At 46.6% G+C, this 22,635-nt stretch carries 18 protein-coding genes; 17 read left to right on the forward strand and 1 reads right to left on the reverse strand.

The annotated features are described in order from the left end of the window. Positions 1-508: 508 nt before the first annotated feature. From DXC51_RS21095 to DXC51_RS21180, 17 genes are all read left to right on the forward strand, one after another. The gene (locus DXC51_RS21095) at positions 509-1,555 is read left to right on the forward strand and encodes a LacI family DNA-binding transcriptional regulator (RefSeq protein WP_025491272.1); all 1,047 of its coding nucleotides are present in this window, start codon (positions 509-511) and stop codon (positions 1,553-1,555) included. Between the two features lie 236 nt (positions 1,556-1,791). Then, a complete protein-coding gene (locus DXC51_RS21100) occupies positions 1,792-3,228 on the forward strand; it encodes an ABC transporter substrate-binding protein (RefSeq protein WP_025491273.1) in 1,437 nt (478 codons plus the stop codon). 67 nt (positions 3,229-3,295) lie between these two features. Next, the gene (locus DXC51_RS21105; RefSeq protein ID WP_117545355.1) at positions 3,296-4,213 is read left to right on the forward strand and encodes a carbohydrate ABC transporter permease; all 918 of its coding nucleotides are present in this window, start codon (positions 3,296-3,298) and stop codon (positions 4,211-4,213) included. Then, positions 4,210-5,046: a carbohydrate ABC transporter permease gene (locus DXC51_RS21110; protein ID WP_044916360.1), complete on the forward strand. Its 837-nt coding sequence runs from the start codon at positions 4,210-4,212 to the stop codon at positions 5,044-5,046. The genes DXC51_RS21105 and DXC51_RS21110 overlap by 4 nt, the downstream gene beginning before the upstream one ends. 33 nt (positions 5,047-5,079) lie before the next feature. Then, positions 5,080-6,162 (forward strand): glycoside hydrolase family 172 protein, encoded by a 1,083-nt coding sequence (locus DXC51_RS21115; protein ID WP_021637327.1) that lies wholly within the window; start codon positions 5,080-5,082, stop codon positions 6,160-6,162. Between the two features lie 13 nt (positions 6,163-6,175). After that, positions 6,176-8,251: a hypothetical protein gene (locus DXC51_RS21120; RefSeq protein WP_021637328.1), complete on the forward strand. Its 2,076-nt coding sequence runs from the start codon at positions 6,176-6,178 to the stop codon at positions 8,249-8,251. Positions 8,252-8,786: 535 nt separating this feature from the next. Beyond that, positions 8,787-9,452 carry a response regulator transcription factor gene (locus tag DXC51_RS21130; RefSeq protein WP_102289654.1) on the forward strand — a complete coding sequence of 222 codons (666 nt, stop codon included), beginning with the start codon at positions 8,787-8,789 and terminating at the stop codon, positions 9,450-9,452. Beyond that, a complete protein-coding gene (locus tag DXC51_RS21135; protein ID WP_117545356.1) occupies positions 9,449-10,543 on the forward strand; it encodes a HAMP domain-containing sensor histidine kinase in 1,095 nt (364 codons plus the stop codon). Before DXC51_RS21130 ends, DXC51_RS21135 begins: the two co-directional genes overlap by 4 nt. Positions 10,544-10,679: 136 nt before the next feature. Next, on the forward strand, positions 10,680-10,832 hold the full coding sequence (locus DXC51_RS29635) for a hypothetical protein (protein ID WP_181970152.1): 153 nt from the start codon (positions 10,680-10,682) through the stop codon (positions 10,830-10,832). Next, positions 10,829-11,674: an ABC transporter ATP-binding protein gene (locus DXC51_RS21140; protein WP_117545357.1), complete on the forward strand. Its 846-nt coding sequence runs from the start codon at positions 10,829-10,831 to the stop codon at positions 11,672-11,674. Before DXC51_RS29635 ends, DXC51_RS21140 begins: the two co-directional genes overlap by 4 nt. Continuing rightward, positions 11,674-12,666, forward strand: a complete 993-nt coding sequence (locus DXC51_RS21145; RefSeq protein ID WP_117545358.1) for an ABC transporter permease — start codon at positions 11,674-11,676, stop codon at positions 12,664-12,666. The genes DXC51_RS21140 and DXC51_RS21145 overlap by 1 nt, the downstream gene beginning before the upstream one ends. A gap of 1 nt (position 12,667) precedes the next feature. Continuing rightward, positions 12,668-13,687, forward strand: coding sequence for an ABC transporter permease (locus tag DXC51_RS21150; protein WP_117545359.1), 1,020 nt, complete (start codon positions 12,668-12,670; stop codon positions 13,685-13,687). A gap of 304 nt (positions 13,688-13,991) precedes the next feature. Beyond that, positions 13,992-14,498 carry an SEC-C metal-binding domain-containing protein gene (locus DXC51_RS21155; protein WP_021637336.1) on the forward strand — a complete coding sequence of 169 codons (507 nt, stop codon included), beginning with the start codon at positions 13,992-13,994 and terminating at the stop codon, positions 14,496-14,498. Positions 14,499-14,512: 14 nt separating this feature from the next. Further along, positions 14,513-14,983 (forward strand): C-GCAxxG-C-C family protein, encoded by a 471-nt coding sequence (locus tag DXC51_RS21160; RefSeq protein WP_102290348.1) that lies wholly within the window; start codon positions 14,513-14,515, stop codon positions 14,981-14,983. Positions 14,984-15,312: 329 nt separating this feature from the next. Next, positions 15,313-16,608 (forward strand): S8 family serine peptidase, encoded by a 1,296-nt coding sequence (locus DXC51_RS21165; protein WP_117545360.1) that lies wholly within the window; start codon positions 15,313-15,315, stop codon positions 16,606-16,608. A gap of 343 nt (positions 16,609-16,951) precedes the next feature. Beyond that, complete coding sequence (locus tag DXC51_RS21175) at positions 16,952-19,342, forward strand: glycoside hydrolase family 94 protein (RefSeq protein ID WP_117545367.1); 2,391 nt, start codon at positions 16,952-16,954, stop codon at positions 19,340-19,342. A 61-nt stretch (positions 19,343-19,403) separates the two neighbouring features. Next, positions 19,404-20,819 carry a phosphoglucomutase/phosphomannomutase family protein gene (locus tag DXC51_RS21180; RefSeq protein WP_021637342.1) on the forward strand — a complete coding sequence of 472 codons (1,416 nt, stop codon included), beginning with the start codon at positions 19,404-19,406 and terminating at the stop codon, positions 20,817-20,819. 630 nt (positions 20,820-21,449) lie between these two features. Here the strand turns inward: DXC51_RS21180 and DXC51_RS21185 are convergent. Then, positions 21,450-22,352, reverse strand: a complete 903-nt coding sequence (locus DXC51_RS21185) for a LysR family transcriptional regulator (protein WP_025491282.1) — start codon at positions 22,350-22,352, stop codon at positions 21,450-21,452. Positions 22,353-22,635: the final 283 nt, after the last annotated feature.

Raw genomic sequence — 22,635 nt, forward strand, 5'->3', positions numbered from 1 at the left:
GATGATAATAAGGGAAGACTGTGTGAATTTTTGCGGCGGAAAAGCAAAGTCCCCCCTACAGCACTGCTGCTGCAGGAGGGACTTTGAACTAGGGGAGGAATCCTCCCCGCAATGGGAGGATAAGTAATTATTTATCTTGCGTAATCATAAACCGGCGGCAGAGCCGCCTGGTTTATGAATCATCAAAGGAGGGGGTTCCGATGATATTAACAGTATGTCCCCGCATTGAAATAATATACACAGAAAATAAAAAAATTAAATTTGTATGGTATTGACTTTACCGATAAAATAGATTATGATTACTACAACAGAGAAAAATAAAAATATCATATGCTGCGGATACATGCCAGTGATTCCGGGAAACTTGTTTATTATTTGCTTTACCTTTGATATTATGCAAAGGAAGCAGAAAGAAGCTGATTATGTTCAGTGGATGAAAAACAGATAAATAGGTGGGATCATGGGCTATTTTTTTATATTTATATTTTACCGGTAAAGGAGAATGGCAATGGGAAATAGAGTCAGACTGATTGATATCGCTAATAAGGCGGGAGTGTCCAAAATGACGGTGTCCCTTGCGTTGCGTAATGATCCTTCCATCAGCAGGGAAACTACCAATATGATAAAGGAGATTGCGGATACGTTGGGATACGTGCCCAACCGAATTGCCAAAGGACTGGTAAACGGGCGGACGTATACGATTGCTGCGATAGTGGGCGGCGATATGCATGATGATTATCATAACCAGTTTCTGAAAGGAGCTACAGACTATGCGATGGGTAAGGGGTATACCCTGACGATTGCATTGACGGAAGGCGATAAGAAGCTGGAAACGGAAATTATTCGTAAATACCAGGAAATGGGAATAGATGGATATCTCGTATTTCATTGCGGGAGCAGTACAAATTATAAGAAGATGAAGGAACAGGGAATCCCTTTTGTTCTTTATACGAAATATTTTGAGGATATGGATTGTGATTACGTGACCTGTGATGATCTAAAAGGCGGATATGACATGACACGTTATTTTTTGGAACAGGGGCATGAAAGAATTGCTTACATATATGATAAGGGATTGAAAAATTCCTCCGAGGTAAAGAATAGATGCAGAGGGTATCAGAAAGCTATGGAAGAAACGAGTCAGGGATTTGAGGAAATCATGGTAATCCCTTATGATAATTCCCTTGACGGAAGAACGGTGGAGGAGAAGAATCCTGAGCTTATGGAGCTTCTGCATTCAGATAAAGTTCCTACAGCATTTTTTATCTGCAACGATGTGGTGGCGGCGGCTTTTCTGGCGGATATGAAAAGTTTGGGCTGCCGGATACCAGAGGATTTTTCTATTGCCGGTTATGAGGGGGTTTATTTGGGGGCTGTTTTGGATCCGCCTCTGACTACAATGTCTACCCCTATCCGGGATATGGGGAAAACGGCGTGCGAGCTGCTGATAAAGAAAATAGAAGGTAAAATTCAAAAGAATCAAATATCTAGGATTAGTATGGAGCCGGTACTGACGATTCGGAAATCTGTGAAGAGAAGGGAGGAATTGGAGTAGGATTCACGGAATCGTGGCTTATTACTATAGAACAGAGTGCGGAAGAGGGACAGGAAGGCAGTAATAAAATAAACTGTCTTATAAAAAACATACCCACACCTGCTGGCACAGGATGTGGATATGCCATAACAAATCAACTACGAGAGTATTCTAACATATTTACCATAATATGTATAGAAGTTATGGAAAAGAAGTCCTGTACTTCCAGTTTTTAAATTTTAACGGGAGGTATGTATATGTTAAGAAAAGTGTTGGGGATTGTATGTGCATGTATATTGGCAGCCGGTTTGACTGTGGGCTGCGGCGCAACAGGGAAAAGTTCGGAATCAGCGGATACAGGAGGAGCGCAGGAAAATGCTGCTGTGATATCCGAAGCTGCCGAAACGCAGAAAGATACCGTACAGTCAGAAAAGAGCGGGGACAGCAGTTCAGAAGAAGCTTCTTCTCAGGAAAACAATAGTGTAATGTCCCGTAAGGCCGAAGGTCAGACCATAGTGGTATGGGGATGGGATTTGCCTGAGTTTAATAAGAAAATTGAGGATTATGTAAAGGAAGCATCTGGGGTTACGGTCAATGGCCAGACTATGGCCAGAGAAGATGAAGTCTCCAAATTGACTGTGGCGGCTGCAACAGGAAATGGACTGCCGGATGGTTTCAAGCTGGGAAATGAAGATATTCCGCGGCTTGTAGCTCAAAATGCTATCAGGGATATTACAGATTTGGTGGAGCCCTATAAAGATTGTCTTCCTCAGGTGGCATGGGACATGGTTACCTATGAAGGAAAGATTTGGGGAATTCCTGCAAACAGCCCGGCAGGCGGAATGTTCTACCGATATGACGTTCTGGAAAAATACGGAATTAACCCGGAAGAACTGACTACCTGGGATAAATGGCTGGAGGCCGGCAAAAAAGTGGTGGAAGAAAGCAACGGCGAGGTAATGTGGTTCAATGCACCGAAAAATAAGGTGGGAGTTCCGTTGGATATGACTATTTTCCAGCAATATGGGGCGCAGATACTGAATTCGGATCATAAGGTAGCAATCAATTCCCAGAACTACAAAGATGCCCTTTCCCTTCTCCAAGAGATCAGAGACGCAAAAATCAGCGCGCCCATTGATGACTGGAGCGCGCCCTGGTATCAGAGTATGAAGGACGGAACAGTTGCCTGCTATGGAAACGGCACCTGGTTTGTACAGACCCTCATCCAGCAGGCTCCGGATACTCTGGGCAAATGGTATTTTACACCTTTTCCTGCGGTAGAAGAGGGCGGAGACAGGTACCCTAATTTCGGCTCCACCGCCTGCTTTATCAGTTCTCAGACAAAAAATGTGGACGCCGCTTTTGAATGGTGCAAAGCATGGACGCTGGACGAGAAAGGCTCTCTGGAAATCGGTTTGAAAGAATTAGGGGTTTCCGTGGTAAGCAATGCAGCGCTGGAAAATGAATATGTAAATCAGCCGCATGAATTTTTTGCCAAGGATCAGGCATATTGGAAACTGGCTACACAGGCTTTTTCCAATTCCACCTATGTTCCTCCCTTCTTTGCGGATTCTTCCGAAGCGGATTCCATCTGGCAGCGATATTATGAGCAGTGGTGGCTTGGAAAAATGGACGCAGATACCGCTTTAAGCAGTGCGGAGGAAGAGATCAAAACAAAGCTGAAACTGGAATAAGGAATTTTAATTTTGGGACGGCAGGCCTGTCACCTGCTGTCCGTCTCTCAAATCGAGGAAAAGAAATATGAGTACAGCAAAAAAACACAGCGGCATAAAAAAAAGCCGCGTTCCCTATCTTTTTATTGCGCCCTTCTTTCTCACATACATTGCATTTCAGCTGTTCCCTCAGCTTTATTCTCTGTGGCTATCCGTATTTGATGTGCGGTTCGGCTCAGATTTTACATTTGTAGGTTTACAAAATTATTGCGATGCCCTGAAGGACCCTATCTTTTGGGACAGTTTGAAAAATACGGCAATATTTTGGGTTTGTACACTTCCTGTGCAACTGGTAATTGCGTTTATCATCGCATCATTTATGGTAAGCATGGCACCCCGGCTGCGCGGTATGCTGTCCGGTGTCTTTTACCTCCCAACAGTAACGAACTTGGTAGCGGTTATACTGATCTTCCAGCTGATGTTCGACGAAAATTTCGGTATTCTGAATTTCCTTTTAAATGCTTTGGGGATAAATGGTGTGTCATGGCTTACGGATCCTGTCTGGGCAAAAATCTCCACGATTATACTTATTATCTGGAGAGGCATGGGGTATTACGTGGTGTATACGCTGGCCGGTATGATGGGAATCGATCAATCTTTGTATGAATATGCGAGATTGGAAGGCGCGGGATATTTTCAAAAACAGTTTTATATTACGCTCCCGTCCATGCTTCCGATACTGCTTTTTCAGGCATTTTCCGGGACCATTGCAGGCTGGAATATTTTTCAGGAGCCGTTTCTGCTGTTTAACAAGGCTGGGGCAGCTTTAGGAAACGGCGGGCCTTTGGGTGCGTGCCGGACCTCTGCAATTTATATTTATTCAGAAGGATTTGCGAATCTGAAATATGGATATGGAGCGGCGATGTCATTGATCGTAGCTGTAATAACAACGGTTTTTGCCGTGCTGCAGTTCAAACTGTTTCGGGAAGACAGGGAGGTGAAATGATGAATAAAAAAAGAAAAATACATAATTGGGTTATTGGTATTTTGCTGGGAGCAATAGCCGCAATTTCCTTGTTTCCTTTCTATTGGAATCTTGTTTCGGCTTTCAAGCCGGTTTCGGAAATATTCACCTATCCTCCAAGTCTGATTCCCAATCTTTTTACACTGGAAAATTTCCAGCGCCTGCCGGTTTACTTTCCCTGTTTTGTCCGAAATATACTGAACAGTTTTCTGCTTGCGGTTATTATACCAGTGCTGCAGCTTTTCTTTAATTCTCTGGCAGGGTACGCTTTTGCAAAGTTTCGGTTTCGGGGAGATAAAATTTTATTTGGGGCTGTATTGGGAACCATGCTGATACCTTCAACAGCAGGTTATATTCCCCAGTTTCTGGAAATGTCCAGACTGCGGCTTACAGACACTTATCTGGCTATTATTCTTCCTGCAATGGCCGGGGCATTTGGTGTATTCTTATTTCGTCAGGCCATGTATTCCGTTCCGGATGAATTACTGGAGGCATCCAGGATGGACGGTGCGGGAAGCTTTCGTTCTTACTGGCTGGTAGCGCTTCCACTGATTCGGCCGATGATGATAACAGTGTATATTAATGGATTTATTACTACGTGGAATGATTATTTTTGGCCGTTTATTGTTCTCAGTACGGAATCAAAGCTGACCTTCCCGGTGGCATTGGCAGGAATTCAGGGACAGATGTTTGAGACACCATGGGGAACAATAATGGTAGGAGCATTAATTATATCGGTACCTACTTTGATAATTTATGCAAGTCTTTCCAAATACATAGTTCCGGATATATTTGCCGGAGGAATTAAGGGCTGAAAACTGATTAAATGGAAATGAGAGGATATAACTATGGAATTAAACAATATAGGGATGGGACTGGGAAATATTGCACTTATGTCTGATGCAAAATCGCGTTCCATCAGCGCAGAAAATTTTACAGGGGAAAAAGGAATGGGCGGAAAAGCGTTGGAAGGCGTGGGTGCGTCCTGTGCGCGTGAACTGGGGCAGGGCTGGAAAGTTTCGCCTGCAATTTTTCTGGGAGCAAAAAGCTCCTTTGTCCTGGCAGAGATTGATGGACCTGGATGGATACAGCACATGTGGATGACCTGTGCGCCTGAATTATGGAGGAGCATTATTCTCCGGATTACCTGGGATGAGGAAGAAACGCCGTCCGTGGAGTGTCCGCTTGGGGATTTTTATTGCTGCGGTTGGTGCGAAAGAACGATTGTAAACGCGCTGCCAGTGGCTGTAATGACTGCAGGGGGTATGAACAGCTATTGGCCGATGCCATTCAGAAAACGGGCCAGGATTACTGTGGAGAACATCGGAAGCAGGGATATTCCGCAATTCTTTTTCCAGATAGATTATTCTCTGGCCGAAGTGCCGGATAATGCTGCGTATTTTCATGCCCAGTGGAGAAGAAGCAATCCTCTTAAATATATGGACGTGCATACAATTCTGGATGGGGTAAAAGGTAAAGGACAGTATGTAGGAACGTATCTGGCATGGCAGACCAATAGCAATGGCTGGTGGGGAGAAGGAGAAATGAAGTTCTATATGGATGGCGATAAGGAATTCCCTACGATTTGTGGAACAGGAACAGAAGATTATTTTGGCGGAGCGTGGGCTTTTGAGGGAAATAATTCTCAGTATGGGGATTATACTTCGGCATTTCTGGGCTTTCACCAGGTAATTAAACCGGATGGCTTCCTGAAGGGAAATACAAGATTTGGAATGTACCGGTTCCATGTGCCGGATCCGATCCGTTTTGAAGAGGAACTGAAGGTAACAGTACAGGGATTGGGCTGGCGTTCGGAGGGAAGATATCTGCCTTTGCAGGATGATATTGCTTCTGTGGCCTATTGGTATCAAAGTGAACCGCATCAGCCATACCCTTTTATAGGTACCGTAAATGATTTGGAAGTGATATAGGAGGAAGTCTGAGATGAAATATAAGATGCTTGAACATGCGTCAATGGCAGAAATGAAAGAAAAGCATCCGGATTGGATATGGAACCGAAGCGATACTCATGTAATATTGGGCGTTCCCGGAACACTGGACGCTTTCAAGACACCTGTGGAACCGGGAAATTCTTTTTCCCCTGGTCCTGGTACTTATGGCATATCTTCCTGGATATATGAGGATGGGGTTCTGTATGCCCCGGAAAATATGCCTCTTACGGATTTGGAATGGAAATTTGAAGCAGGTCATCTGCCGGTATTGACGTCCTGTTTTAAATGCGGGAAGGTACGGGTGACTTCCCGTCTTTTTACAGAGGGAGATACGCAAATCAGTGATATCAGGGACTATTACAGGATTGAGTTAACGAATTCCAGCGAGGAAACGGCACAGGGCAGTTTGTTTATCCCTATTCGTTCCTTCGGGGCAGCAGGAGGAGCCATTCACAGCTTGAAAAGCAGTACCCACTGCGTCAAAATAAACGGTGCTCCTGTGTTTGTTATGGGAAAAGAGCCGGAACAGTTCCGAACGGTGAGTTATGCAAAAACTGGAAAAGATATTTCCTGCTATCTGAAAAAAGGACAGCTTCCCGGACAATGGGAAACAGAGGATGCTTCCGGCTGGGCCAGCGGTGTACTTGTCTATTCATACTGCCTGAAGCCGGGGGAAAGCGGCATTTATGATTTTATGTGCAGGCTGCATGCGGGACACTGGATGGTTGGAAAGAATCTTTCCTATACGGAAGAAATCCATTGGGAAGAGACAAAAGAGCGCCTGCTCACTTTCTGGAAAAAGAAACTTAAAATAGGCTTGCAGTTGCCGGATAAGAGATTTACGGATGCATTTTACTGCCAGCTGGTGCATTTGTATATGTTTACGGTTCATGATGATCCGCGCATTTCTCCTGTTTCCTATCCACTCTGGTGGCTTCGTGACGGAGCATATGTGGTGAATGCGCTGAACAAAGGAGGAATGCACGAATTTTCGGAGGCGTCCTGCAGGGGAATTGCTCAAAAGTATGCATTTGGTGGCTTTGGATCGGAGGGAGATGCTCCCGGAGAAATCATATGGATTCTGTCAGAACATTATCTGTTGACACGGGATCAGGAATACCTGGAGGATATGTATCCCCACATAAGAAAAAAGGCGGAATTTTTGCTTCGTATGCTGGAAACCGATAAACCGGTAAAGATTCATACAGAATTCACTACTCCGCAGATGATGCTGGAACCAAACCTTGATATGATGTGTCTTCCTGCGGCGGAAGGGCTGATACAGGGCAGGATGGATAATCATTATCCAATAATCTGGGTAAACTCCTTTGCCTATCTTGGGCTTAGCAGAGCTGCACTTTGTGCCGAAGCAGCCGGGTATGGGGAAGAAGCGAAAAAATGGAAGGCTGCGGCCGAAAAGCTGAAAGCTGCAATCAAAAGGAAATCTTCCCAGATTTTCGGGCAGAATGACAGGGATGTAAACTGTGCTTTCTGGCCTGCGGGCTGGGCTTCTGTTGCAGATAAGGAAATTCTTGATAAATTTGATGAATTTTGGGAAAACGTAAGATGTCCCGGGGGAGTGCACCATCCGGAACCGTTATGGACGTACTTCGAAGCCGGCCAGGCTCATAACCAGCTGCTGACAGGCAGAAAAGACAGGGCATGGGTATCTATTGAAATGTTTTTATCCACCCATACCGCACCAGGACTATATACCTATCACGAAGGGGAAAATGACGAAAATTCGGCGCAGCTTTGGCAGCGGACAAGAGGCTGGGATGACATTAATTATGTAACCCCTCATGGATGGACTGCTGCGGAAGTATTCCTTCTTTTAAGGGACTGTCTTATTCGTGAAGATGACGGGACGCTGCTGATTGGTTCCGGGATACCGGAAAGCTGGCTGAAGGAAGATTTTGAAGTACAAAATATCCCGACATATTATGGCCCGGTTTCCTTCCGCTATTCGGCGCGACAGAACTGTCTGGAAGTTGAAACGCAGGCGGATAAAGTGGTTTCCTGTCTGCCTGAGGATATTCAGCTTATTCGGACGCAGAAACCGTCATGATTAATGGAAGTTTGCCGTCGAAATCCTTTTGAAAATAACCTTAAACCACCGTCAGAAATGGTGTGGCACATCATCAAATAATTTAAAAAGCACAACACACCACCAGACAGGCGGCGTTTCTTACTTTCCCATGAAAGATAAGGAACGCCGCTTTTTTAGGTACTCATGCCATTCGGTAGGGGCAAAATTTGCTGCATTTTGCCGTTCATCTTTGTTTGGGGATGTGATTACACATATTAAAACATTGACAGTAATAAAGCATATTGTTCATATCAGTTTTATTGATTTTGTTCGACAGTCCGTATATAATTGGCGATATAAAACAGAAATGACAATTAGTATATGGATTATACAACTGCCCCGGAAGCTGCGATAAAATGGGGTATTTCAGAACGATGCGTCCAGAAGCTCTGCCGAGGATAACAGAATACCGGTTATTGAGCGTATCAGCCATATATGCCTGATACCAAAAGACGCGGAAAGACCCGCTGACGGGCAACGAAATGAATCTTTCAGAGGAAAGGAGTAAATTTGTATGGCTACTATTTTGATTGCAGAAGATGAAAAAAATATGCAGGATATTATTGTGGAGTACATGAAGCGTGGCGGCCATTCCTGCATTACGGCAGACGATGGCATTGACGCTGTTACGATTTTGAAAAACAATCCCGTGGATTTGGCGATTTTAGATATTATGATGCCGCACCTGGACGGCTTTTCTGTCTGTAAGATAGCGAGAGAAATGTATAATTTCCCTATCATTTTTCTTACGGCAAAGGAGGGGGAGGATGACAAGTTAAAGGGCTATGATTACGGCGCCGATGATTATATGACAAAGCCGTTTAGCCCCAAGGTGCTGTTAGCAAAGGTCAATGCCTTACTACGCCGTTCCTCGTCTGAAAATACCCAGGAAACCTTAACTGTCGGCGATCTGACTTTAGCAACGGCTTCACACAGCGTTATTGCAGCGGGCGACGATATTGATTTAACCTATAAGGAGTTTGAGCTATTGCGTTTTTTCATGCAGAATAAAAATCAAGTGTTTTCCCGCGAACAACTGTTAAACCGTATTTGGGGATATGATTTCGGGGGAAATACCCGGACAGTGGATACACACATCAAGACTCTGCGGCAAAAGCTTGGTGCGCAGGGGCATCATATCGTTACGTTGATACGTTCCGGCTACAAGTTTGAGGTATGATGATGAAAAAGATAAATGCGTGGTTTGGATTGAATACGGTTCGGAAAAAAGTGCTGCTGCTTTCAAAATTAGCGGGCGGCATTATCGTCTTTTTTTATGTTTTCACATCGGAATTACCAACCAATCGAAGCATAGCCTTTGTTATTTGGTTTGGGCTATTGGTGGCGGTTATCATCGGCGTGGACGCTATGCTGGGGCATTTTATTTCAAAGCCGCTCGATGAAATCAACCGCACGGCGAGGCAAATGGCAAAGTTAGATTTTTCAGCGCATTGCAATATAGACGCGGAGGATGAATTTGGAGAGCTTTCACAAAACCTGAATACAATGTTTTCTAAGCTGGGGGAAGCTCTTGAAAAACTGGAAGCAGCCAATAAGCAGCTTGAAAAAGAAGCGACAAAGCAGCATTTACTATTGACGCAGAGAAAAGAATTGGTTGACAGCTTATCCCATGAAATGAAAACGCCGCTTGGCCTTATCCGCGCCTATGTTGAGGGGCTGAAAGAGGAAACCGATGAACAGAAAAAACAGCATTACATGGAGGTTATCTTATCTGCAACAGACCGCATGAATACTATGATAGTTTCCCTGCTTGATTTGTCTGCATTGGAAGCGGGGGCCGCAAAGCTGTCAGAGGAACGCTTTGACTTTATAGAGCTGGCCGAAACCGTGGCCGGACGTTTACTGATAGACACACCAAATGCAAATTACCGTTTTACTTATGAACTGCCGGACGAAAAAGCCTTTATTTATGCCGATAAATACCGCATGGAGCAGGTCCTTAATAACTTGATACAAAACGCAAAAAACCATGTTTGTGATAGCGGTGAAATTCATTTATCTGTTATCCGGAGGGAAAGTAAATTGCGGTTTTCAATCTTCAATCAAGGGGAACAGATACCGCCGCAGGATATTCCAATGATTTGGGAGAAATTTTACCGCGGAAAGTCCTCACAAAATAACACCTTTAACAGCTCCGGCCTTGGCCTTTCTATCGTCGCTCAAATCCTGTCCATGTGTGAAACGGACTATGGTGTTGAAAACAAACCAAACGGTGTTGAATTTTATTTTGATTTCTCCATAATTGCATAAAGCCGAAACGAGGAAACGCCTTGCTCTTAAATGAAGCAGGGCATTTTTATTTCACACCGATTTCACAGCCGCCACACTTCGATTTCACCGCATTTTCATAGACTGACCTTATTAAAACAGATAGGAGGAAAAGGATATGTTTTTAGGATTGGAATGGTATTGGTGGCTGATTATTATCGTGGTGGCGGCAATCTCTCTTCCGTTCAAAGTTAAATTTATGAATTGGTGGAGCAAACGCCAGAAAGAACAAAAAGATAAGCGAAAAGACAAATGGGGTGATGAAGAATGATTGAGGTTGAAAATTTAACTTTCTCATACCAGAAACAAAAACAAACCCTGCATGGATTGACCTTTTCCGTAGCTGACGGTGAGATATTCGGATTTTTAGGCCCGAATGGTTCCGGAAAGTCTACCACACAGAAAATTTTGACGGGCATTCTACAAGGATATGGGGGAAATGTCCGCCTTTTCGGTAAGGCTTTGGGGTCTCAGCAAAAGAACTTTCGGGAGAAAATCGGTGTGCTGTTTGAATTTCCATATCTCTACACGAATTTAAGCGCACTCGACAATCTGCACTATTTTGCTTCATTTTATCCAGCAGACAGCCGGCGCGACATAAATGAACTGTTGGAGCTGTTGGAGTTTAAAAAGGACTTCTTAAAAAAGCCTGTATCTTTCTGCTCCAAAGGAATGCGGCAGCGTGTTAGCATGGCACGGGCGTTACTGAACAATCCGCAGCTTTTGTTTTTAGATGAACCGACAAGCGGACTTGACCCGCAGGGCGCGGTACTGTTCCGGGGTATCATTGAGGAAGAACGGAAAAAAGGCACAACGGTTTTCCTGACTACTCATAACATGATGGATGCGGATTTGCTTTGTGACAGGGTAGCTTTTATCGCTGACGGTGAAATAAAGGCAATCGACACGCCGAAAAAGTTAAAAGAAGAAAACAGCAATCATCAAGTCGAAATTAATTATGTATATCAGGGAAAGCACGGTACAGCAGTCATTGAAATGCCAGAGCTGAAGGCGGGTATTCCGTTCCCGTATGACGAGATCATCAGTATTCACTCCAAAGAACCGACGCTTGAAGATATGTTTATCCAGTATACAGGGAGGGGGTTGACATAATGTGGAGAGGGTTTCTTGCTTTGCTGAAAAAGGACTTTAAACTGATGTTATCAGGCAGGTTTTTCCTGCTTGCGCTTGGCTCCCTCATTCTGTATTCGTGTTACATTAATTTTGTCTATATAAACCTGGATCAGAACATATATCTGGTGTATCTCTATGATCCGCTCCATACGCAAAGTACAGCGTCCGCTGAAATAACAGAAGTTGACAGTATAGAGAAATTGCAGGCAGAAAGCAGGGACGGCTATGCCGTCGGCATTGACGCTTCCAATGGAACGCCGGAAATTATTATGGTTTCATCTGGCATAGACAGTACGGACAGATACCGTGCCGTATATGCAAACTTTTTGCTGTCCCCCAAATTGCATACTGCGGCAGAGATAATCGGACAGGATAACAAGGAAATGAAAAACCGCAGGGAAATCACTTGTGAATTTCTGTTTTTTGAATTAACGGCGGTGGGCTTCTTGGGACTTGCTTCCCTGCTGTTCAAAGAAAAACAAATGGGGCTTATCCGCGTCCACGGGGTGCTGCCTGTGGGCAAAACGGCGTTTATCGCCTCGAAGTTAGGTCTGTTTCTGCTGTCCGACCTTGTATTTGCAACACTTTTGACTGTCATAAATTTAGGCATTCCGGTGGGGCTGTCCGTGTTGCCGCACGTTTTACTACAAACGGGTATTTTGTCCATGTTTATGGCATTGGCAGGGTTTTTTTGCGCGATGCTGCTGCCCGGTTTCAGGCAATTTTCTTTACTGTATCTTGTTTTGGCGGTTTTCATTACAACTCCCGTATTTCTTGCGGGACAGACGGGGATTGCCTGGGATTGGATAAAGTATTACCCCATGTATCCTCTGTTTATGGCAATGAAAAATGCGTATTGGGGTGTATCGGCTGCAAATGGCATTTACTATACAATTTGCGGACTGACAATGATAGCGTTGTTCCTGCTTGTACGCCGTGTGCTTGTCTGTGAAATGGCAAAGGAGGGATAACATGAAAGGATTAAGGTATCAGCTTAAAAATATCCGGCGGGACAAAATGTGTATTCTCTCCTTTTTGCTGCCTGTTATTGTTGGATTTGTTATCAGTCTGCTTTCTGGGGTGAGCCTTTCATCTTTGGGCGAAACAGCATTTTGCATTTTGGAAAATGACCTCACGAGTGACACAATAGAATGGTTGCAGACAAACGGCAGCGTTACAGTATTCCCCGATATGGTATCTTTGGAAAATGCTGTCAATGACCCTGCGACACAAGCGATTGGCGTACTGCAAGACAGGAATGGGATTAAAACGCTGCTGTCAGGCGACGAGCTGCAAGTAAATACAGTGATTGGCAACACACTCCCTCAGCTTTACGCGGAAAGGGAAAACATGGCTTTATCTCAAACAACTATTATCCCTGCTGAGGACAACAACGACGGTCTTAAATCCCTGTTGATAGTAATTACAATGGTTACGGCTATGTTCATGGGCTGCACCTTTAACGCCATGAGCATAATCAGCGAAAAGGAGGACGGCATTGCCTTTATCAACGAAGTTTTGCCTATGGCAAAATGGGAGTATATGTTTCAAAAAATCACGTTAGGATTTTTTGGCGGTATTTTATCTGCGATTATAACAGCCCTCGTCTGTATGAAAATTACTGTCAGCGGGATTCTGCCGCTGCTGTTAATGATTGCCTTGTCAGCGTTTATTGCCGCGTTAGCCGGGTTGTTTATAGGACACTTTTCAAATGGCCTTATGGCAGGCATTGTATATATCAAGATTGTAATGATTTTGTTCCTTGCCCCGCCTGTTTTATTTTATCTGGCTGTCCCCATGGGCAGTATTACACATGCCTTATCGTATCTGCTGCCGTCCAGCGCAAGCTTTTATGGATTAATGGACTTACTGACCGGGAAAATGCAGGATATATGGATAAACATAACAGTTTTGTCAGCACATTGCCTTGTATGGGTTTTGTTATTCTTCGTTACAGCGCATGGCAAACGAAAAAAGGTACTGACGCAATAGCACGTAAAACCGTTGCCTGCCATTAGATCTGTAACGGCGCGAAGTAAAGGCGGCGGCTTTAAAATAACAATCAAAGCCACTGTTTATCTTTTAAAAGAAATCATATGGAACTTTCCTGTATATGTCGCGCGGCATGGGAAGTCTGGCTGGACTTTATGGGAATTTTGTTATATACTATTTCTATTCTGAGCGAAAGCAAGGAAAATATGCGGTAAATCCTGCAGCAGTATGTTCCGTATTGGAAGGTGCTGAATAAAGTGAGCCGGATATAACCGGTGAAAATACACGGATGAGGTGATAAGAAATGGCATTATTAGAACAGTGGAGATCAATGGCTTATTCCGAAACGGCCAACAAGGGAGATTTGCAGAGGCTCTGGGCTGCTTATTTTGAAAAGGAAAAAGAGATTTACGCCCAGCTTTTAAAGAACCCTGACGAGGTGGTTAAGGGAACTGTAAAGGAACTGGCTGAAAAGTATGATGTGGATATCATGACGATGACCGGCTTCCTGGACGGAATCGACGAAAGTCTGGTGGAATCCAACCCTATCGAGGAGATGGAAGAGGATACCGAGGTAAACCTGGGATTCGATAAGGCCCTTCTTTATAAAAATATGGTTGCGGCCGGCGCTGACTGGCTGTATGAGCTGGAAGAGTGGAACGATATTTTTGATGAGGAGACGAGAAAAGCGCTTTACAAGGAGCAGAAGTCTTCCACAACTATCGTAAAGGATAAAAAGGTTTATCCCAATGATCCCTGTCCCTGCGGCAGCGGAAAGAAGTATAAGAAGTGCTGCGGTAAGAATAAATAAGGATGGGAACGGAAATGGAAAGCAGAGTGCAGGATGCGGTTATGCTGTTTGAATCAGGGTTTAACTGTGCGCAGTCCGTCTTTGCCGCTTATGCGGACCTGTTCGGGATGGACAGGGAGACGGCGCTTAAGCTGGCCTGCCCTATGGGAGCGGGCGTCGGGCGTATGCGTGAGGTTTGTGGAACGGTTTCCGCCATGGCGATGCTGTCAGGGCTGAAAATGGGGAATACGGATCCTTCCGATGAAGAAGCCAAAACGCGTTCCTATGAAATCGTCCGGAAAATGAGCGATGCTTTTCGTGAAAAAAGGGGCAGTATTATCTGCCGTGAGCTTCTCGGGATGCCGGCGTCTGTAACGGAAAGTGCCAGGCCTTCCCAGCGGACCGCTGCGTATTATGCCACCCGTCCCTGCAGCCATATCGTGGCGGAAGCGGCGCGGATTGTGGAAGAGATGCTTTTGGAAGATGTAAATGATCAGGTAAAATGAACAAATAAGATGTATAGATAAGAAGTATAGAAAAAGTGTAGATAAGACCCGACCGGCTCCGTGCATTGTGGAAATGTACGGAGCCTTTTTCTGTGCAAAAACTGAAAAACAGGAGCCAAAAAGCAGGTAAAGCAATTAAAATAATCAAACCGTTATGGCAATGTTACATTACCCGGAATATTTGCCGGAATCCGTTGACATTTCTATTCTATTAGAGTAGTATGGAAATATATTCTACTTAAGTAGAACGAATCCATGCCATAACATAATATTACAATAAAAACCGATATTGCAGAATATCACAAGATTAAGCTGATTGGAGGAAAGACATGAAACGATTTATAAAAATGACCTGCCTGATTTGTATACTGTCTCTCTGCGCCGCCTGTGGCGGCACAGAAAATGCGGAGGGCTCCCACGGAAAGGAGGCGCCAGCCTTTACGGACAGCTTGACCAAGGATGGGACCGGGATCGCCCGTCAGGCGGAAGCCGCATCGGATATGATGGAATACTATAAAAACCGATACATAGAGTTGGAGGAGAATTTTGCCGATATCCGCTGGTATGATGGCAGTAAGATGAAACAGACACAGAAAGACCGTCTTGCGGGATGTATACCCAACATCACTTATAATGAAGAAACTGTTTTTCCCAAGGAGCTTGAGAAGGAGTTTCCGGCGCAGCTGATTCTGGAGAAGGGCAAGTCTCCGGGATTGGGCGTGGAGTCCCTCCATGAACAGGGAATTACAGGAAAAGGAGTGGGGATAGCAATTATTGATCAGGTCCTTTATACCGGGCACCCGGAATATGCTTCCAATCTGGCTCTTTATGAAGAAATGCATGTGGTTCCGAACCAGTCCGGTTCCATGCACGGTGCGGCGCTGGCTTCGATTTCCGTAGGCAAAACCTGCGGTGTGGCGCCGGATGCCACCCTGTATTTCTGGGGTATGGATAATGTGAAAAGCTGGGACAGGGAAGACGATGGGAACGTGGCCTGGAAGGAATACGCCCGCGTTATTGAGCGTGTAATAGAGGTGAACCGCACTCTGCCGGAAAACGGGAAAATCCGTGTTATCGCTATCTCAAGAGGCTATAATTTTACGGGGAATGAAGAGGTGGACGCAGAGCTTCAGGTAATGCTGGATGCCATTCACCATGCCAGTGACGAGGGTATATTCGTGATTACTACATCTACGGAGATGAATTATGATTTCTTTGAGGCTTATGGGACGGATGCGCCCTTTGCAGGGCTTGGGAAGCTGGATCCGCTGGGGGATCCGGATTCCCCGGACACCTATACGCTGGGAAGCTGGCAATGGGAAAGTGCTGAAATGTTTGAAAAAAGCATTCTTGTTCCCATGGACGGCAGGACTACGGCGGACATGTCGGGAGATACCTATGTATATTATGCCGACGGCGGCTGGAGCTGGACCGTGCCTTATATAGCCGGTGTGTATGCGCTCTGCGCCGGGGTAGACCCCGATATTACGCCGGAAGCATTTTACGATGCGGCTGTGAAAACAGCGACCGTAATTACCCGTTCCAAGGAAGAAGGCGGAAAAGAATACACCTTCCATATGATGAATCCGCCCGCCCTGATTTCCTCCTTGCAGAATAATGCTTAGGCTGCTTCCCTTCATGGCCTCCGTCCCATTTTTTCCTGGTATGGGGCGGAGGCCGGGCAATTTTCAAATATGCTGTAGCATGTGTTAAATATGATAAACATAATCCCCGCCTGCTCAGGAGCAGCCTTAAATCTGCACAGACACCCCTGCAAAACCGGGCTTTATGAGAACAATTATATACAAATTTTCACATATCTGACCATAGCCTCCGGACGCCCCAGCCGTTATAATAAATATGATGAAGCATTCGGGGGAACGGGGAGGCTCAGGCAGCGCCCTTCCTTCTGACGATACGCGCGGCGAAGGCCGCATGCGCGCAAAGGATGCGCAGATGGGAGCAGATATGCAGTACGGACATTTTGACAATGAAAAAAGAGAATATGTGATTGACAGAGTGGACCTGCCCACCTCCTGGACCAATTACCTGGGACTGAAGGATATGTGTGCGGTGGTGAATCATACGGCAGGCGGCTATATGTTTTACAAAACGCCGGAATACCACAGAATCACCCGCTTCCGGGGAAACAGCATTCCTATGGACCGTCCCGGACATTATGTGTACATAAGAGACAATGCGGACGGGGATTACTGGAGCATTTCCTGGCAGCCCGTGGGCAAGAGCCTGGAGGAAGCGAAGTATAGCTGCCGCCACGGCATGTCCTATACGGTATATGAAAGCGAATATAAGGACATTGCGGCAAGCCAGAAGCTTTCCATCCCGTTGGAGGATCCGGTGGAGCTGTGGGATGTGAAGCTTAAAAACAACAGCGACAGAGTGCGCGAGCTGAGCGTTTTTTCCTATTGTGAGTTCTCCTTCCACCATATCATGATAGATAACCAGAATTTCCAGATGAGCATGTACTGCGCCGGTTCTTCCTATGAAGACGGCATTATAGAACATGATCTTTTTTATGAAGAGTTCGGCTTCCAGTATTTTACCGGGAATTTTGAGCCGGACGGCTTTGACTGCCTGCGGGATAAATTCATCGGCCCCTACCGGACGGAGGATAACCCCATTGCAGTGGAAAAAGGGCAGTGCGGCGGCTCCTTTGAGCTGGGCAACAACCATTGCGGCAGCCTGCAGAAGAACATCACGCTGGCGCCCGGAGAAGAAATCCGCCTTGTTTTCATGCTTGGGGAAGGAAACCGGGAAGCAGGACGCAGGATGCGGGAAAAATACAGCAGCACGGATACGGTGGATCTTTCCTATGCCGCGCTTCAAAAATACTGGAACAGCAAATTTGACAAACTCCAGATTCAGACCCCCAATGAGGGTATGAACACTTTGATCAATACATGGACTCTGTATCAGGCGGAAATCAATGTGATGTTTTCACGGTTCGCTTCCTTCATTGAAGTGGGAGGAAGAACCGGCCTGGGCTACAGAGACACGGCACAGGATGCCATGACCATACCTCACTCCAATCCCGGTAAATGCAGGCAGAGACTGGAGGAGCTTTGCAGAGGTCTGGTGTCAGAAGGTTATGGACTGCACCTTTTCCAGCCGGAGTGGTTTGTTCCTGACAACGAGGTCAAGCCCTTCAAATCCCCCACAGTCATCCCCACGCCGAATAAGGATGACTATGTGCATGGCCTCGCTGACGCCTGCTCGGACGATGCCCTCTGGCTGGTGTCCTCCCTTGTTGAATATATCAGGGAGACCGGAGAATTTGATTTTGCGGACGAAATCCTCACCTATGCGGACGGCGGGGAAGGAACCGTTTATGAGCATATGAAAAAAATCCTGGATTTCAGTGCGAAGCAGGTAGGCGCGACCGGCGTCTGCAAGGGGCTCCGTGCGGACTGGAACGACTGCCTGAACCTGGGCGGCGGCGAAAGCGCGCTGGTATCCTTCCTCCATTACTGGGCGCTGTGTAATTTTATAGATCTTGCCTCCTTCCTGGGAAGAAAAGAGGATGTAGCTACCTATACGCAGATGGCGGAACGGGTAAAAGAGGTATGCAACAAAGAGCTGTGGGATGAGGAATGGTTCATCCGCGGCATCACCAAAAACGGAAGAAAGATCGGAACGAATCAGGATAAGGAAGGCAAGGTGCACCTGGAATCCAATTCCTGGGCGGTGCTTTCCGGAGCAGCCAGCCCGGAAAAAGGGAAAAAAGCCATGGACAGCGTGGATAAATACCTCTACACCCCTTACGGCATCCAGTTAAATGCCCCCTCCTATACGGTCCCTGATGATGATATCGGCTTTGTAACCAGGGTTTACCCCGGCCTGAAGGAAAACGGCTCCATTTTTTCCCACCCCAATCCCTGGGCATGGGCGGCGGAATGCGTACTGGGACGCGGCGATCGGGCCATGAAGTTCTACGACGCCCTCTGCCCCTACTATCAGAACGACAAAATTGAAATCAGGGAAGCGGAGCCCTATTCCTACTGCCAGTTCATTATGGGCCGCGACCATACCGCCTTCGGACGGGCAAGACATCCGTTTATGACAGGCACCGGCGGATGGGCTTACTTTTCCGCCACCAGATATATGCTGGGCATGAAGCCCCAGTTTGACCATTTTGACATCGACCCCTGCGTACCGGCAGACTGGAAGAAATTCTACATGACCCGTGAATGGCGCGGCGCCCGTATGGAAATTTCCGTGGATAACCCGGACGGCGTGATGAAGGGCGTGAAGGAAATCTGGCTGGACGAGAAAAAAGTTTCCCGCATACCGGTCCTTCCGGCAGGCAGCCACCACCAGATCAGAGTGGTTATGGGATAAAAATAAAACTGAGGCGAGAGTGCGTTTTTACAGACGCGTGTAAAAAAGGGAGGAAAAACCTATGATTAAGTTTGGAACAGGCGGATGGAGAGCAGTGATCGGAGACGATTTCACCAAGGCAAATATACAGCTTCTTGCCAGGGCGCTGTGCCTTAAAATGAAAGAAGAAAATGCGGCAGACAAAGGAATCGTCATCGGCTACGACAGACGCTTCCTGGCCAAAGAAGCAATGCAATGGGCCGGCCAGGTATTCGCCGCAGAGGGCGTAACTGCCTATCTTGTGAATAAATCAGCGCCCACACCCCTTGTCATGTTTTATGTGATGAAGCATGAAATGCCCTACGGCATGATGATTACCGCAAGCCACAACCCGGCGATATACAACGGAATCAAAGTCTTCACCGAAGGCGGCAGGGACGCCAGCGCCCAGCAGACGGATGAAATCGAAAAATACATCGCCAGGATCGAACACGAGGAAGTAAAGTCCATGGAATACGACAAAGCCCTGGAAGCCGGACTGATTCAGGAAATCTATCCCCTGAACGAATACCTGGACAATATCATAGACAACATTGATATGCAGGCCATCCGCAACAGCAGGCTCAAAATCGCCCTTGACCCCATGTACGGCGTAAGCGAAACCTCCATCAAGACCATACTGCTTACGGCCAGATGCGAGGTTGACACCATCCATGAACGCCACGATACGCTTTTCGGCGGCAAGCTTCCCGCCCCCACCGCGGCAACACTCCGCCCCCTCCAGAATTTCGTCCTGGACGGAAAATGCGACATCGGCATAGCCACCGACGGCGATGCCGACCGCCTTGGCGTCATTGACGACAAAGGAAAATTCCTCCACCCCAACGACATCATGGTGCTCCTCTACTACTACCTGGTAAAATACAAAGGCTGGCAGGGCCCCGTCGTCCGCAACATCTGCACCACCCACATGCTCGACAAGGTAGCGCAGGAATTCGGCGAGAAATGCTATGAAGTCCCCGTCGGCTTCAAACACATCTCCGCCAAAATGACCGAAACCAACGCAGTCATCGGCGGCGAATCCTCCGGAGGCCTCACCGTCCGCGGCCACATCCACGGAAAAGACGGCGTTTACGCCGCCTGCCTCCTGGTAGAAATGATAGCCGTCACCGGCAAAAAACTCTCCGAAATCTATGCCGACATCGAAGCCGAATGCGGCAAGATATACATGGAAGAAAGAGACTACAAATTCAACCAGGACAAAAAAGAAGCCGTACAAAAAATCCTCCTGGAAGAAAAACAACTCCCCGCCCTCCCCTACGAAATAGACCACGTCTCCTACTTAGACGGCAGCAAAGTCTACTTCAAAAACGGCGGCTGGGTAGTAGGCCGCTTCTCCGGCACCGAACCCCTAATCCGAATCTTCTGCGAAATGCCAGAAGAACAACAGGCAAAAGAAGTCTGCCGAATCTACGAACAGTTCCTCGACCTGAACTAATCAAGTAACTAAAGTAATCAAAGAATTAAAGTCATAAAAATTTTTATAAGTAAAAAATTATAATATAAAAATTTAAAAGATCCCCACGCAGGCCACTGATGTGCCCCCAATAAGTTAGACTTTATTGGGGCCACATCATACATACCTAACCTGCTAAGGGATTTTTTTACCTCTATATTAAATTATACTTTTTTAGCTTTACATCAAATCCTCTTTCCATACAATATATTATAAACACAACATTTCGAGTGGCCGAGGATACAGGTATCAGACCCGGGGGCCCTTGTCCTTCCCGGAGCGGTCGTGCCCAGCCTCCCTCCTTGGCCGGTGCGGCAGGGAGTGTACCGGAACCATTGGAAAAAATGGTGATATTTCTTACTGCCCCGAAAGACCATAATCCTGCCGCCCTTAGCAGCCTGTCTGACGAATGCAGACGACTTCAGTCGCTGCATGAGGAGTTCCGGCTGCGTTGGCAGAATTATGGCCTTACGGGACAGTTAGAAATATCCCATTTTTGAGACTGGTACCGGAACACCCCTGCCGCACCGGCCAAGGAGGGAGGCTGGGCACGACCGCTCCGGGAAGGACAAGGGCCCCCGGGTCTGATACCTGTATCCCTCCCCTCCCCCTCTACTGCACAGATTCCTTCAGCATTTCCAGGAAAGCGGATTCCGCCCGCGAAGGCCTGTAATCCTCCGGATAGATGAGCAGATCCGTCATTTTTCTGGGGGACCCATGGAATTTTTTCTGAACCAGGTGGTATCTGGACAGGACGGAATCAGGGACCGGGGAGACAAACATGAAGGTACCCGGCACACCGGTAAGGAAATCGAACTGGCTTCCCCGCTCGTGGATATGGATGCTGTTTTCATTATGGTCGGCATCCGGGGATTCATGCAGATAGGTGCACAGGGAAGTGTCATCGCATACGATTTCCACGGCCTGGGACAGAAGATCCTGGGTCAGCACCGAGGTCTTTGCCAGGGGATGACGTTCCGACATGATGACAACCAGCTCAAATTTATAAAGGGTTTCATAGGAAAGCTCCCGCAGCTTAAGAAGGGGGAGCAGCGTCTTTTCATACCGGTCAGGATACCGGATGATGGCCATGGACGCGCTGCGGTCGGACACATGGCTGATGGCGTCCAGCGTTCCCGTTTCATTATAATTTACCGACAGCTGCCTGCCCCTGGCGTTTTTGCTGAGAAAAGAGGTGAGCGCGCAGGTGATGTAGCTGGCGCGGGGGACGCAGATATGCAGGCTGATATTGTCCCGTTCCTCCCTGGTGCAGTAATTTTCCAGGGCCTGATACTGCTTTACGGCCCTTTTTGCCAGGGCCAGGAATTCCCGTCCCTTTTCCGTGGGAATAACGCCCCGGGAGCTGCGGGTAAAGATAGAAAACCCGATTTCCTCCTCCAGTTCCCGTATGTCGCGGCTTAAATTCGGCTGGCTGATGAACAGCTGCCTGGCTGCTCCGGTGATGGAACGGTTTTTTTCAACTTCTATTACGTATCGTAGTACATTGAGATTCATAATACAGCCTCCCATGTATATGCGTTTGTATTTCATTTTATACATTGTATACAAAATGTATCCGCTTCCGTACAATTGCCGGAAACCTGCTCTAAGCATAGCGTTTCCGGTAAAAAAAAGCAATAGAATATATAAAAAAATATATAACTGTCATATAAAAACAGTATACCCATGCGGAGCATGTTAGATGTATAATATTGAATATCAATAAGATAAATTTTTAACAGCCCTCAAGGGGTTCCTTAAGGGCAAGTGCGTATGCATGCGTTTGATTACGTCCGCA

Source organism: Eisenbergiella massiliensis (assembly GCF_003435485.1).